The following is a 13,002-nucleotide window of genomic DNA, read 5'->3' on the forward strand; positions in this document are numbered from 1 at the left end:
TAGCCTCCTTAATGGCTGACCACTGCAATCCCAATCGCGGGTGGGCGCGAGGGTTCAGAGGCTAAAATGGTTTTAATATCTGACAAATACACTGCCCAATCTTGAATCCCTGTAATCACACCTAAGTAATTTTGCCCACGCAAAAACACCAAAGCAGGCCAAGATGGAAAGCCGTACAAACTTTGCAATTTTTTCTCATCACTGCGCGCCACAATGGCAGGCGTGAATTGATTGGGGAAAGCTTTGGCAAGTTCCGGCAAGACCACCGCTACATCATTCGATTCGTGGAAGCGCTTGGGGTCTTCGGTGAAAAACAGCACGGTGCAAGCGTGGGCTTTAAGAAACTCAGTTAAATTGCTCGCATCCACCAACGGATACTGAAATTCATGTTGCAAACGCTCAATTAGCGGGGATGACATAAGTTTATCCTTTGTGTGGCAATTGCGCGCGCAAATGCTCCGGTAAGGGTGGCTCGCGCCCAATTAAATCGGCAAATAAGGCATCCATTTGGGCTTGTGGATCATGGCCTTGATTAATCACTTGCAGAGCCGCTAAGGCTTGGCGCATTTGGGCAGCATATTCAGGATTTAAGACCTCTCGCGCTGCCCCAAGGAAATTAAGTATCCAAGTGCCTTGGGCTTGCTCGCCCACTAAGATCATATCAATGAGTTCGGTTTGCCCATCCGCTTCGCATAAAGCATACGTACCGCGCATTTCCAGCACTTGCATCGGAATGCCCATGCACATTAGTTAGGTCTCCTACTATCGACATTCACACTCAAAGGCTGCTCGATTAAGGAGGGTTTGGGGTCAAATTGCAGGGTCGGATCGGCTAACACACGCTCATCACCCAAACGACACGCAACCTCCGCTGAAGGACGACCAGCTTCGTATTGAGCTAAAGCAATTTGTGACGGGGTTAAGCGCTCGTGCTCGGGTAAGGGTTCAATACGTTTGCTGGCATGAATGCCCAAATTAGCCAGATAATTTAAAGCAATCGCAATAGCAGGTTGGATTTGTGCTTTTACAGCGGGACGCAAACTACCACCGTAATCCTCAAGCTCCACAGGTTGCACGCCAACAAGTAAGATTTTTTCGGGGTAAGCATCAAGCAATTGTGCCATTGCTAACACTTCTTGAAATCCGGTTTGATGCAAACTCATTTTCTTTGCCCCCATAAAAGTGGGCACCTCGGCATCGTGAATTTGCTTTAAGCTGCCACCTTCTAAGCCATAATCAATCGCATCGAAGACAATTAAAATATCGGCTGCTTGCACATGTTGGACGAGGTAAATACCTTGCGTGCCACCATCCATCAGAGTGACATTTTCAGGAAAAGTGTAATGTTGGTGGAGGGTTTCAATGCAACGTACCCCAAAGCCCTCATCAGCCCACAGTAGATTGCCGATGCCAAGCACTAAAACCTGTTGGGTGGACACTTACTCTCTCCTGCCATAGTGATTGGAACATCGTATTACAGTTTTAAAAAAATTTGCAAGGTTAATTTCCACTTTATTGAGTACACGCCTTCTTCGAACTTAAGTTGATTAGATAGAGGTGGGTGCAAACCTAAGGTTTATCACTTTGATAAATAGCAAGTTAGGCAGATTAACGGAAACCTATCTAGGTGGATGGCATACCCTTTGCATAAAGCCATTTGCCAGACCAAAATTCGGAGTGAGGAGTGCTTTATGCTAGAGACCTTCTATGATGTTATGCGCCGCCAAGGTATTTCACGGCGGAGTTTCTTGAAATACTGTAGTTTGACTGCAGCAGCTTTAGGTTTAGGGCCAGAGTTTGCAGGTAAAATTGCACATGCAATGGAAACTAAACCACGCATTCCCATTTTGTGGTTGCATGGTCTGGAATGTACTTGTTGTTCTGAGTCATTTATTCGCTCCGCACATCCACTGGCAAAAGATGTAATTTTATCGATGGTATCGTTAGATTATGACGACACTATCATGGCAGCAGCGGGTCAACAGGCTGAGGCGATTGTAGAAGAGACTATAAAAAAATATGACGGCAATTTTATTTTAGCCGTCGAGGGCAACCCACCGCTTAATCAAGACGGTATGTCTTGCATTATTGGTGGGAAGCCTTTTCTGGATCAATTAACTCGGGTCGCTAAACACTGCAAAGCGATTATTTCTTGGGGTTCGTGTGCCTCCTATGGTTGTGTACAAGCCGCTGCACCGAATCCAACGAAAGCAACCCCTGTACACAAAGTCATTCACGACAAACCGATTATTAAAGTCCCCGGTTGCCCACCCATTGCGGAAGTGATGACCGCTGTCGTGACTTATATTCTAACCTTTGAAAAATTTCCTGAACTCGACCGCCAAGGTCGCCCAAAAATGTTTTATAGCCAACGCATTCACGACAAATGTTATCGCCGTCCGCATTTTGATGCCGGTCAATTCGTAGAACATTTTGATGATGAAGGCGCGCGCAAAGGTTATTGTCTCTACAAAGTGGGTTGTAAAGGCCCTACGACTTATAACGCCTGCTCTACGATTCGCTGGAATGAAGGTACTTCTTTTCCGATTCAAGCAGGACATGGTTGTATTGGTTGCTCAGAAGATGGTTTCTGGGATAAAGGCTCATGGTATGCCCGCTTGACCGATATTAAACCGTTTGGAATTGAAGCTAATGCCGACACGATTGGGATTGCTGCTGCGAGTACCGTTGGGGTAGCGATTGCTGCACATGCTGCTGCTTCGGCAGTAAGTCGAGCTAAAGCCAACCAATCCAATCAACCTGTGACCACTAAGGGACAAGGAGAATAACAGTGGGCGTTATTACTACACCAAATGGCTATACCTTAGACAACTCCGGGCAACGGGTAGTGATTGATCCGGTCACACGCATTGAGGGGCATATGCGCTGTGAAGTGAATATTGATTCCAGCAATGTGATCCGCAATGCGGTTTCAACAGGCACGATGTGGCGCGGCTTGGAAGTGATTTTAAAAGGCCGAGACCCCCGCGATGCCTGGGCGTTTGTAGAGCGGATTTGTGGGGTTTGCACGGGTTGCCATGCCTTAACCTCAGTACGTGCGGTGGAAGATGCCTTAGGGATTAAGATTCCGCTCAATGCGCATCTGATCCGTGAAATGATGGCAAAAACCCTGCAAGTGCATGATCATGTGGTGCATTTCTATCACTTACACGCTTTGGATTGGGTCAATCCGGTCAATGCCTTAAAAGCTGACCCGAAAGCCACTTCAACTTTACAACAAACCGTTTCGCCTGCGCATCCTTTATCCAGCCCCGGTTATTTCCGCGATGTACAAACGCGGATTAAACGCTTTATAGAATCGGGTCAACTAGGCCCATTCAAAAATGGCTATTGGGATAATCCTGCGTACAAACTGCCACCCGAAGCGGATTTAATGGCAGTCGCCCATTATCTAGAAGCATTAGATTTACAAAAAGAATTCGTCAAAGTCCATACGGTATTCGGTGGTAAAAATCCGCATCCGAACTATTTAGTCGGTGGTGTGCCTTGCGCGATTAATATGGATCAAAATTACTCTGCGGGCGCGCCCTTGAATATGGAGCGCTTGAACTTCGTGCGTGCACGGATTGAGGAAATGATTGCCTTCAATAAAAACGTATACGTGCCAGATGTGATTGCCATTGCCAGCTTCTATAAAAATCAATTGTGGGGCGGTGGGCATGGCGCGATTAATGTCATGGATTATGGTGATTACGCCAAAGTTCCTTACGACAAATCCACGGATCAATTACCCGGCGGCGTGATCCTGAATGGCAATTGGAATGAAGTCATGCCCATCGATCCACGCAATCCGGAGGAAGTGCAAGAATTCGTTACCCACTCTTGGTATAGCTACCCTGATGAAAGCAAAGGCTTACATCCTTGGGATGGAATTACTGAGCCGAACTATGTCTTGGGCGCGAATGCTAAAGGTACACGGACTGACATTAAAGAGTTAGACGAAAGTGCTAAATACTCTTGGATTAAAGCGCCACGTTGGAAAGGCCATGCGGTCGAAGTTGGGCCACTGTCGCGTTACACCATCGCTTATGCCAAAGGGATTGGCTATGTACAGGAACAATTAGCTCGGAGTATTGCCTCTTTCAATCAATTAGCCGGTACTGCTTTAGACCCGAAAGGGGTCTTGCATAGCACCATTGGACGGACTTTAGCCCGTGCTTTGGAGTCGGAATATTGTGCGGACATGATGATGGATGATTGGCAGGCACTGATTGGCAATATCAAAGCTGGCGATACCACTACTGCAAATATGGAAAAGTGGGATCCCTCCACTTGGCCCAAAGAAGCTAAAGGGGTCGGTAATGTAGCGGCTCCGCGGGGTGCTTTAGGGCATTGGATTAAGATTAAAGACGGCAAAATCGAAAACTACCAATGCGTCGTACCAACCACTTGGAATGGCTCACCGCGTGATCCGGCTGGGAATATTGGTGCCTTTGAAGCATGTCTGATGAATACGCCGGTTGAGCGTCCAAATGAGCCAGTGGAAATTCTGCGTAGCTTGCATAGTTTTGACCCCTGCCTAGCTTGCTCAACGCATGTAATGGGGCCAGATGGCGAAGAGTTAACAACCGTAAAAGTGCGCTAAGGAGCAATAAAATGTTTAAATTTTCACGGGATTTAATTGCTCTGAGTGCATTATTCAGCAGTACGGCTGCTTTAGCGCATCCCGGGCAACATGGGGCTTTAGGTTGGTCCGAGCTTGCCGAGCACTTGGTTAGTAGTCCTTACCACAGTATCGGTTTATTCGCTGTGGGTGCTTTAATCACTGCTGTGGTGGTCTGGCGTGTCAAAAGGAGTTAATCATGTCTCAACCGAACGATACTCCAGCCTTCCAACCAGCCGTCTATGTATACGAAGCACCGTTACGGATTTGGCATTGGCTTAATGCGTTAGCTATCGTGGTCTTAGCGATCACTGGCTACTTTATTGGTAGTCCATTACCCACAATGTCTGGTGAGGCTAGTGATCATTTTCTGATGGGGTATATCCGTTTTGCACATTTCGCAGCGGGTTATATTTTACTAATTGGTTTTTTAGGCAGAATTTACTGGGCTTTTGTAGGCAATAATCACGCTCGCGAAATCTTTGTGCCGCCCTTTCATAAACCTGAGTACTGGTCAGGCGTATTGCATGAAATTCGCTGGTATGCCTTTTTAGAAAAGGAGCCGCGCAAATATACCGGCCATAATCCTCTTGCCATTTTATTCATGCATTTCATGTTTGTCTGGGGCATGGTCTTTATGATCGTCACCGGCTTTGCACTTTATGGTGAAGGAGCTGGTTTAGATTCATGGCAATTCCACTTATTCAGTTCATGGGTGATCCCACTGTTTGGACAAAGTATGGATGTGCACACGTGGCATCACATGGGCATGTGGTGGATCTTACTATTCGTGATGGCACATATTTATGTGGCAATTCGCGAAGATATTATGTCGCGGCAATCCTTGGTGAGTACCATGATTAGTGGTTGGCGCACTTTTAAGGATCAACGCAAAGTGGATGATGGACACTAATCTGCTGAAGCACAGTTGATCTTTGCACTTAACCCGACTAAGGTCGGGTTTCTTTTTTCCTGTACCTAAAGTTTATGCTTCATCTAAGCCCCGGCTATACGTTTCTCCTCACTCTGTTTAGCACTGCTAGCTTTGCTTTAATGATTACCTTTATAGTTTCCAAAAAACATAAAATCCCTAATCCAATTTTTTCACTAGCTCGAGCCTTGGCTATTTTTATGTCTCTTTGGTTGCTGTGGGGTAGCATGCTAGGAACTAGTGACTCAAACGGTGGAACGACACAAATTGGCTTATTGGCTTACTTAAACTTGCAACATACAAAAACTGTTGAGCAATGGCTGACACAACCTGAATTCAACTTCAGCGCCTTTATCTTAACCCTAGGCTTAAGCTGTTTAATCATCTTGAGCCTGTCTTTTTTATTAGCACGCCTAGCGGCCATTAGTGATCGCAGACGCTGAGCTTAGATGTATTTTTCACATAAATATTCTTTAGGACGATTAGTCAAGCGCACAAGATTTGCGTATGATTGCCGCCTCATAAATGGCTGACAGCCCCAAGCGGACATCCCATCATGGCATTTAATACAATTGAAGAAATCCTTAGCGATTTAGCAGCAGGCAAAATGGTGGTCATCGTTGATGATGAAGACCGTGAAAATGAAGGTGATTTATTAATGATTGCCTCCATGACTCGCCCTGAAGATATTAATTTTATGGTGAAAGAAGGCCGTGGTCTTGTTTGCCTCACCCTCACACGTGAGCGCTGTAAACAACTTAATCTGCCCTTGATGAATGCGGCGACCGATGAAGCCCATCGCACCAACTTCACGATTTCTATTGAAGCGGCTGAAGGCGTGACCACAGGTATTTCAGCTTATGACCGTGCACATACCATTCGTACTGCAGTAGCACCGAATGCTAAACCGTCTGATATTGAACAACCAGGGCATATTTTCCCGATCATGGCACAACCGGGCGGTGTCTTAACTCGTGCAGGTCATACCGAAGCGGGCTGCGACTTTGCACGTTTAGCGGGCTTTGAGCCAGCCGCGGTGATTGTTGAGATTCTCAATGAAGATGGCACGATGGCACGTCGCCCTGATTTAGAAATTTTTGCCGCAAAGCATGGCCTCAAGATGGGTACGATTGAGGATTTGATTCGCTATCGCGTGCAAAATGAAAAAACCGTAGAGCCAGTTTATGAGCGTGTTGTGAATACTGAAGCGGGTGAATTCAAGCTGCATGCTTATAAAGAATTAGGCCGCTCTAATATTCATTTAGCTTTAGTCAAAGGTGAAGTTAAACCAGATGAACCGATTCTAGTACGGGTACATCTTGAAAATGAACTTTGTGATTTACTAGCACTGAAAGAACCCTATTGTGGCTGGCCTTTACGCGATGCGATGCAAAAAGTCGCTGATGAAGGTGCTGGTGTAATTATTATCTTGCGCGAACCGCAAAATAATACCCAAGATATGTTAGATCGTTTAAAAGCGTTTGAATCTCAGCCGATTGTACAGGACAATACGCGCTCTTCACCCGCTGACCTCAAAACTTATGGCATTGGCGCCCAAATTCTTGCTGACTTAGGTGTACAGAAAATGCGTGTAATGAGTGCCCCTAAGCGTTTCTTAGGCATTGCGGGCTTTGGCTTAGAAGTAGTTGATTACGTTCATAATTAATATGACTAATCACTGGTTGGACTCAAGGATTAAAGATTAAGCATGACAGCTATCAAAGTAACTGAAGGTGATTTCACCCCACAAAAAGCACGCTATGGCATTGCAGTAGCTCGTTTCAACGGTTTCATTGTTGAAAGCCTCTTAGCAGGTGCGCTTGATACCTTAAAACGTCACGGTATTGAAGAAGATGATATTGAAATCGTGCGTGTTCCTGGTGCTTATGAATTACCCGTTGTTGTGCAATCGATGGCGGTGAATGGCGACTATGATGCCATCATTGCTTTAGGTGCGGTGATTCGTGGCAGTACTGCCCATTTTGATTATGTCGCTGGCGAAGCAGCTAAAGGCTTAGCATCTGTTGGCTTAGCTCATGATATTCCAGTGATTTTTGGTGTACTGACCACTGATACCATTGAGCAAGCCATTGAACGTGCAGGTACTAAAGCGGGTAATAAAGGGGCTGAATCAGCTCTGACTGCTATCGAAATGGTCTCTTTGTTAAATAAATTGCGTGCCTGAAATGTCTAAGAAGCCCTCACGAAAGCCTCTGAATGAGATGCAGCAGCTGATTGCTAAACGTCGGGTCGCACGCCGCTTAGCGATGATTGGTACTTATCAATGGCTGATGACTGGAAATACCTTTGAAGAAATTTACCAGTATTTCCAACAAGACTTAGAGTTAGCTGAGGACTTCCGGAAATGTGATGCCGCCTTTTTCCATAAAATGCTGCGTTGGTCAATTGAAAATACCGAGCAACTTGAAACCCTGTTAAATCCGCATTTAGATCGCAAATTAGCCCAAGTTGACATGATTGAACATGCGGTCATGCGCATTGCCACTTGTGAGCTAATTAATAATCCTGAAACTCCCTACAAAGTTGTCGTGAATGAATCGGTGAATCTGACCAAAAAGTTTGGTGCAGAACAAGCACACAAATTCGTGAACGGAATTTTAGACAAAGTAGCGAGTCAAACCCGTCCAGAAGAATTTAAAGCCAGCCAGTCATCTACCCAAATTTGACCCTTTATTGATTTCTTCAATGTTTATCCACCCATTATCGACTAAATAATGTTCTATTTTTCTTAGGGCTTACAATTAAATTGTCCTAAAAGAACAAAAAGGAGCTATTAATGCAACATACCGATCAAGAAGAAGGCCAGCAGCGCCCATTATTCTATACGCACAAATCCACTTGCCATGTTGAAGAGCACGCTCACCAAGTAGGCCATACTGATAGTTTGCCTTTGGTTTATACCTGTACCTTAAAATTCAACACACGCAAGCAACAAGCAGGTAAACTAGCAACTAATACTCAGCAACAAGGCTAATTAGCACTCAGTTATCATGCAGCAATACCTTGATTTAATGCGCCATGTGCGCGACCAAGGTTGCCAGAAAGGAGACCGCACCGGAACAGGCACGGTGTCGGTCTTCGGCCACCAAATGCGTTTTGACCTTTCAGGAAGCTTTCCGCTGCTCACCACTAAGCGTCTCCACTTACGCTCGATTATTTACGAATTATTATGGTTCCTGCGCGGCGAAACCAATATTGCGTATTTAAAAGAACATGGCGTGAGTATTTGGGACGAGTGGGCTGATGCAAACGGTGAACTGGGCCCGGTGTATGGTTACCAATGGCGTTCTTGGCCTAGCGCAGATGGACGGCAGATTGATCAGATCAGCCAAGTTATTGAACAGCTCAAAAAAACGCCTGATTCACGACGCTTGATTGTTAGTGCTTGGAATGTGGCGGATATTGAAACGATGGCCTTGCCACCTTGCCATGCTTTTTTTCAATTTTATGTAGCTGATGGCAAATTATCTTGCCAACTTTATCAACGTAGTGCGGATATTTTTTTAGGTGTGCCCTTTAATATTGCTTCTTATGCTTTGCTAACTTTAATGGTCGCTCAAGTGACTGGTTTAAAACCAGGTGAATTTATCCATACCCTCGGTGATGCGCATTTATATCTCAACCATTTAGAGCAAGCCGAGCAGCAATTAGCCCGCAAGCCTTATCCACTGCCACAAATGCAATTAAACCCTGCGATAACGTCTATCTTTGACTTTAAATACGAAGATTTTGAGTTAGTTAATTATCAACACCATCCTCATATTAAAGCACCTGTAGCGGTTTAATCATGCAAGCTGAAACCTTGGCGGTGTTTATTCCGACCTTTTTTTTCGTATCCGTCACGCCCGGACTGTGTATGACTTTAGCCCTCACTTTAGGCATGTCAATTGGCCTAAAACGTAGCTTACCGATGATGTGGGGCGAGCTGTTGGGGGTTGGCTTAGTAGCCACTTTAGGTATTGTCGGTATTGCTGCCATGATGCTGAAATTCCCCAGTGTATTTTTAGTGTTCAAAATACTTGGAGGGTTGTATTTAGCCTGGATTGGGATTGAAATGTGGCGCTCGCGTGGGCGCTTGGCTATTCCTGAAACACCTGACGCAACTATCTCCATTCAGCCCTGGGATTTAGCCATACGAGGCTTTGTCACGGCTGTATCTAATCCTAAAGGTTGGGCGTTTCTGCTTTCTTTATTACCCCCTTTCATTGATCACAGTCGCCCAATTGGCACACAATTAGTACTCATGTTAACGATTGTGCTGACCATGGAATTTGGTTGTTTATTAGCCTACGCCAGCGGTGGGCAAGCCTTACGGCATTTACTCTTAAAGCAAGGCAATGTACGTCTGCTCAATCGAATTACAGGTTCACTGATGATTGCCATTGGTATTTGGCTGATTCTAGGCTGAAATTTGCTTATACTGATCGACCCTTAGTTCAGTACAATCGAGTTTGTATGTTTCTTGATGAGTTCCATAAGGTAGAAGGCCATACCGTGCGGATTAGCGCGCAACAAGCCAGCCGCTTTGCCAAAGAAATCGCTGACGATTTTAATCCTATTCATAATCCCGATGCACAGCGCTTTTGCGTACCTGGCGACCTTTTATTCTCCTTAGTACTAGCTAAATATGGTATTAGCCCCAAAATGACTTTTATTTTTAAAGGCATGGTGGGCGATAATGATCCTTTAGATTTTAGGCCTACAGATGCGAAGGCTTTTGATATTAGCAATGGTGCTGATAAAGTTTATTTAAGAGTTGAACGTGAAGGTGAAGTGCTAAAAAACCCCGCTTTAGCAGAAACTTTAAGCCGTAACTATGTGGCCTTTTCCGGTCATAATTATCCGTACACGATTCAACCCCTACTGACTTCGCAAAATGTTATGCTCAATCCAGAACGCCCGCTGGTTATTTATGAACGCATGTTATTTGAATTGGACAGGCTCGATTTAGAAAACCCAACATTAGAAGCTAAACAAGCCGAATTAGTAGTGAATGGCAAACGTGGTGAGGTGAATTTGAATTTTGCTGTCAAATCAGCGGGGCAAACTGTCGGACATGGTTTTAAACGCTTATTAGTCAGCGGCTTGATTCCACACGATGATGCAGTAGCAGAAAAACTGGTAGCTACTTATTTAGCCTTAAAAACAAATTATCGTGCCACTACTTAACAACCTAACCAAGCATTCCCATCCCCTAATAACCCGCCTATAATGCGCGTTTTCACAAGCTTTTAGGGAACACCGACATGGCATCCGTCAAGAAAGTTGTCCTCGCCTATTCTGGCGGTTTGGACACCTCCATCATTGTAAAATGGCTACAAGAAAACTATCAATGTGAAGTCGTGACCTTCACCGCTGACATCGGCCAAGGCGAAGAAGTCGAGCCTGCACGCGCTAAAGCCTTAGCCATGGGTATTAAGCCAGAAAATATTTATATCAATGACTTACGTGAAGAGTTTGTACGTGATTTCGTGTTCCCCATGTTCCGTGCTAATACTATTTATGAAGGCGAGTATCTATTAGGTACTTCAATTGCGCGCCCACTGATTGCTAAGCGTTTGGTTGAAATTGCTAATGAAACCGGCGCGGATGCGATTTCGCATGGCGCAACGGGCAAAGGTAATGATCAAGTACGCTTTGAACTCGGTGCGTATGCACTGAAACCCGGTGTCAAAGTGATTGCGCCTTGGCGTGAGTGGGATATGGGTTCACGCGACTCGTTAATGGCTTATGCTGAGAAACATAATATTCCGGTTGATTTCAAAAAAGCAGGGAAGAAATCACCTTATTCAATGGACGCTAACTTGCTGCATATTTCCTATGAAGGCGGCATTTTAGAAGAGCCTTGGGCAGAAGCAGAAGAAGATATGTGGCGCTGGAGCGTGTCACCCGAAGCTGCTCCTGATCAGCCGACGTATATTGAATTGACCTATGAAAAAGGCGACCCCGTTGCTTTAGATGGCAAACCTTTAAGCCCAGCGGACATGCTCACGACCTTAAATAAACTAGGGGGTGAGAATGGTATTGGCCGCTTGGACTTAGTGGAAAACCGTTACGTAGGCATGAAATCACGTGGCTGTTATGAAACCCCTGGCGGCACGATTATGCTGAAAGCACATCGAGCGATTGAATCGATCACTTTAGATCGTGAAGTCGCACACATGAAAGACAGCATCATGCCAAAGTATGCTGAAATGATTTACAACGGCTATTGGTGGAGTCCTGAGCGGCAAATGCTACAAACCATGATTGACCATTCGCAACAGTATGTGAACGGGATCGTGCGGTTGAAACTGTACAAAGGCAATGTGATTGTGGCCGGTCGCAAGTCCGATGACAGTTTATTCGATACGAAGATAGCGACCTTCGATGAAGATGGTGGTGCTTACAATCAAAAAGACGCGGAAGGCTTCATTAAATTGAATGCCTTACGCATGCGCATTGCGGCAAACAAAGGCCGTTAAGCTATTTAGGGTAGTAAGTTACCTTGCTACCCTTCCTCACCCTAGGAAATCTACGCCTTATGCAAGAACGACTCACTGAGCTTGAAATCAAATTCATGGAGCAAGAACAAACCCTTGAAGCCTTAAGTGAGCAAGTTTATTTGCAGCAGAAAGAAATCTTTAATCTCACTCAGCAAATCAAAATCCTCTCTGAGCGCTTAAAGACGCTCGCGGTTTCCCCTATTGCTTCACAAGCTGAAGAAACACCGCCACCGCATTATTAATGTCTAATCGCTATCAACTCGTGCAAACTGCTAGCCGCTTAGAACTCCAAGATACGCTTGATCCTAAAGTGGGCACTGTCTATGTGGATTTCGTTGAGGGTAAAGCGCGACATCGGTTATTGTTTGGCGGTGGTAAAGGTCAGGATATTGCCAAAGCGGTTGGTTTAAATAAGCATAAAGAATTAAAGGTAGTGGATGCGACCGCAGGCTTAGGCCGTGAAGCTTTTGTCTTAGCAAGCCTTGGCTGCCAAGTGACGTTACTAGAGCGCTCCCCGATTATGCATGCCCTATTAGTTGATGGTTTACAACGGGCTGCAAATTCGGATGATCCACAACTACAGGCTATTATTAGCCGCATGCAGTTAGAGCACACTGATGCTCTCTCTTGGCTGAAAATAACTGAACACCAACCTGAAGTGGTCTATCTTGACCCCATGTTCCCAGAGCGGCAAAAATCAGCTTTAGTCCAGAAAGAAATGCGTTGCTTGCATGAAGTAGTGGGTGAAGATACTGATTCAGCAGAATTACTCGATTTAGCGCGGCAAGTGGCTAAATTGCGGGTGACTGTGAAACGCCCGCGTTTAGCGCCTGAATTAGCTAACCTTAAACCAGCTTTTGTGATTAGCGGGAAAGCGGTGAGATACGATGTGTATTTACCCAAAGCACCCACGCAAAAATAAACCTAGCAAGAATAAAATC

Annotated in this window: 18 protein-coding genes; 15 read left to right on the forward strand and 3 right to left on the reverse strand. The window is 45.3% G+C overall.

The window, feature by feature from the left end; all coding sequences use genetic code 11:
* Positions 1–8: 8 nt before the first annotated feature.
* From Q0230_RS03625 to Q0230_RS03635, 3 genes are read right to left on the reverse strand one after another with little or no spacing between them, the layout of a single operon-like run.
* The gene (locus tag Q0230_RS03625; RefSeq protein WP_298608275.1) at positions 9–419 is read right to left on the reverse strand and encodes a hydrogenase-1 expression HyaE; all 411 of its coding nucleotides are present in this window, start codon (positions 417–419) and stop codon (positions 9–11) included.
* A 4-nt stretch (positions 420–423) separates the two neighbouring features.
* Complete coding sequence (locus Q0230_RS03630; RefSeq protein ID WP_298608277.1) at positions 424–747, reverse strand: HypC/HybG/HupF family hydrogenase formation chaperone; 324 nt, start codon at positions 745–747, stop codon at positions 424–426.
* The gene (locus Q0230_RS03635; protein ID WP_298608279.1) at positions 747–1,439 is read right to left on the reverse strand and encodes a HyaD/HybD family hydrogenase maturation endopeptidase; all 693 of its coding nucleotides are present in this window, start codon (positions 1,437–1,439) and stop codon (positions 747–749) included. Before Q0230_RS03635 ends, Q0230_RS03630 begins: the two co-directional genes overlap by 1 nt.
* Before the next feature lie 252 nt (positions 1,440–1,691).
* Between Q0230_RS03635 and Q0230_RS03640 the strand changes: the two genes are divergently transcribed.
* From Q0230_RS03640 to Q0230_RS03710, 15 genes are all read left to right on the forward strand, one after another.
* Positions 1,692–2,789, forward strand: a complete 1,098-nt coding sequence (locus Q0230_RS03640; protein ID WP_298608280.1) for a hydrogenase small subunit — start codon at positions 1,692–1,694, stop codon at positions 2,787–2,789.
* Between the two features lie 2 nt (positions 2,790–2,791).
* Positions 2,792–4,606 (forward strand): nickel-dependent hydrogenase large subunit, encoded by a 1,815-nt coding sequence (locus tag Q0230_RS03645; protein WP_298608282.1) that lies wholly within the window; start codon positions 2,792–2,794, stop codon positions 4,604–4,606.
* Between the two features lie 11 nt (positions 4,607–4,617).
* Positions 4,618–4,821 carry a hypothetical protein gene (locus Q0230_RS03650; RefSeq protein ID WP_298608284.1) on the forward strand — a complete coding sequence of 68 codons (204 nt, stop codon included), beginning with the start codon at positions 4,618–4,620 and terminating at the stop codon, positions 4,819–4,821.
* Positions 4,822–4,823: 2 nt separating this feature from the next.
* Positions 4,824–5,537, forward strand: a complete 714-nt coding sequence (gene cybH, locus Q0230_RS03655) for a Ni/Fe-hydrogenase, b-type cytochrome subunit (protein WP_298608286.1) — start codon at positions 4,824–4,826, stop codon at positions 5,535–5,537.
* Between the two features lie 218 nt (positions 5,538–5,755).
* Entirely contained in the window at positions 5,756–5,998 is a 243-nt protein-coding gene (locus Q0230_RS03660; RefSeq protein WP_298608288.1) for a hypothetical protein, read from the forward strand.
* A gap of 113 nt (positions 5,999–6,111) precedes the next feature.
* Positions 6,112–7,221, forward strand: a complete 1,110-nt coding sequence (gene ribBA, locus Q0230_RS03665; RefSeq protein ID WP_298608289.1) for a bifunctional 3,4-dihydroxy-2-butanone-4-phosphate synthase/GTP cyclohydrolase II — start codon at positions 6,112–6,114, stop codon at positions 7,219–7,221.
* A gap of 42 nt (positions 7,222–7,263) precedes the next feature.
* Complete coding sequence (gene ribE, locus Q0230_RS03670) at positions 7,264–7,740, forward strand: 6,7-dimethyl-8-ribityllumazine synthase (RefSeq protein WP_298608291.1); 477 nt, start codon at positions 7,264–7,266, stop codon at positions 7,738–7,740.
* Between the two features lie 37 nt (positions 7,741–7,777).
* Positions 7,778–8,242, forward strand: coding sequence for a transcription antitermination factor NusB (gene nusB, locus Q0230_RS03675; RefSeq protein ID WP_298608293.1), 465 nt, complete (start codon positions 7,778–7,780; stop codon positions 8,240–8,242).
* Between the two features lie 110 nt (positions 8,243–8,352).
* Complete coding sequence (locus Q0230_RS03680; protein WP_298608295.1) at positions 8,353–8,550, forward strand: hypothetical protein; 198 nt, start codon at positions 8,353–8,355, stop codon at positions 8,548–8,550.
* Between the two features lie 16 nt (positions 8,551–8,566).
* A complete protein-coding gene (locus Q0230_RS03685) occupies positions 8,567–9,361 on the forward strand; it encodes a thymidylate synthase (protein ID WP_298608297.1) in 795 nt (264 codons plus the stop codon).
* A 2-nt stretch (positions 9,362–9,363) separates the two neighbouring features.
* Positions 9,364–9,984 (forward strand): LysE family translocator, encoded by a 621-nt coding sequence (locus tag Q0230_RS03690; protein ID WP_298608299.1) that lies wholly within the window; start codon positions 9,364–9,366, stop codon positions 9,982–9,984.
* 47 nt (positions 9,985–10,031) lie between these two features.
* Positions 10,032–10,745: a DUF3581 family protein gene (locus Q0230_RS03695; protein WP_298608300.1), complete on the forward strand. Its 714-nt coding sequence runs from the start codon at positions 10,032–10,034 to the stop codon at positions 10,743–10,745.
* A gap of 77 nt (positions 10,746–10,822) precedes the next feature.
* On the forward strand, positions 10,823–12,040 hold the full coding sequence (locus Q0230_RS03700; protein WP_298608302.1) for an argininosuccinate synthase: 1,218 nt from the start codon (positions 10,823–10,825) through the stop codon (positions 12,038–12,040).
* 59 nt (positions 12,041–12,099) lie between these two features.
* Complete coding sequence (locus tag Q0230_RS03705; protein WP_298608304.1) at positions 12,100–12,303, forward strand: SlyX family protein; 204 nt, start codon at positions 12,100–12,102, stop codon at positions 12,301–12,303.
* A complete protein-coding gene (locus tag Q0230_RS03710; protein ID WP_298608305.1) occupies positions 12,303–12,983 on the forward strand; it encodes a class I SAM-dependent methyltransferase in 681 nt (226 codons plus the stop codon). The genes Q0230_RS03705 and Q0230_RS03710 overlap by 1 nt, the downstream gene beginning before the upstream one ends.
* The last annotated feature ends 19 nt before the right edge of the window (positions 12,984–13,002 follow it).

The organism is uncultured Thiothrix sp., assembly GCF_937876535.1.
Lineage (GTDB): Bacteria > Pseudomonadota > Gammaproteobacteria > Thiotrichales > Thiotrichaceae > Thiolinea.

What these genes read in the sequence shown, in the direction of transcription:
- Q0230_RS03695 (WP_298608300.1), top strand. Translation starts at nt 10,032, where the DNA reads ATGTTTCTTGATGAGTTCCATAAGGTAGAAGGCCATACCGTGCGGATT.
- Q0230_RS03710 (WP_298608305.1), top strand. Translation starts at nt 12,303, where the DNA reads ATGTCTAATCGCTATCAACTCGTGCAAACTGCTAGCCGCTTAGAACTC.
- nusB (WP_298608293.1), top strand. Translation starts at nt 7,778, where the DNA reads ATGCAGCAGCTGATTGCTAAACGTCGGGTCGCACGCCGCTTAGCGATG.
- Q0230_RS03660 (WP_298608288.1), top strand. Translation starts at nt 5,756, where the DNA reads ATGTCTCTTTGGTTGCTGTGGGGTAGCATGCTAGGAACTAGTGACTCA.
- Q0230_RS03625 (WP_298608275.1), bottom strand. Translation starts at nt 419, where the DNA reads ATGTCATCCCCGCTAATTGAGCGTTTGCAACATGAATTTCAGTATCCG.
- Q0230_RS03630 (WP_298608277.1), bottom strand. Translation starts at nt 747, where the DNA reads ATGTGCATGGGCATTCCGATGCAAGTGCTGGAAATGCGCGGTACGTAT.
- Q0230_RS03680 (WP_298608295.1), top strand. Translation starts at nt 8,353, where the DNA reads ATGCAACATACCGATCAAGAAGAAGGCCAGCAGCGCCCATTATTCTAT.
- Q0230_RS03640 (WP_298608280.1), top strand. Translation starts at nt 1,692, where the DNA reads ATGCTAGAGACCTTCTATGATGTTATGCGCCGCCAAGGTATTTCACGG.
- Q0230_RS03700 (WP_298608302.1), top strand. Translation starts at nt 10,823, where the DNA reads ATGGCATCCGTCAAGAAAGTTGTCCTCGCCTATTCTGGCGGTTTGGAC.
- cybH (WP_298608286.1), top strand. Translation starts at nt 4,824, where the DNA reads ATGTCTCAACCGAACGATACTCCAGCCTTCCAACCAGCCGTCTATGTA.
- ribE (WP_298608291.1), top strand. Translation starts at nt 7,264, where the DNA reads ATGACAGCTATCAAAGTAACTGAAGGTGATTTCACCCCACAAAAAGCA.
- ribBA (WP_298608289.1), top strand. Translation starts at nt 6,112, where the DNA reads ATGGCATTTAATACAATTGAAGAAATCCTTAGCGATTTAGCAGCAGGC.
- Q0230_RS03650 (WP_298608284.1), top strand. Translation starts at nt 4,618, where the DNA reads ATGTTTAAATTTTCACGGGATTTAATTGCTCTGAGTGCATTATTCAGC.
- Q0230_RS03705 (WP_298608304.1), top strand. Translation starts at nt 12,100, where the DNA reads ATGCAAGAACGACTCACTGAGCTTGAAATCAAATTCATGGAGCAAGAA.
- Q0230_RS03685 (WP_298608297.1), top strand. Translation starts at nt 8,567, where the DNA reads ATGCAGCAATACCTTGATTTAATGCGCCATGTGCGCGACCAAGGTTGC.
- Q0230_RS03690 (WP_298608299.1), top strand. Translation starts at nt 9,364, where the DNA reads ATGCAAGCTGAAACCTTGGCGGTGTTTATTCCGACCTTTTTTTTCGTA.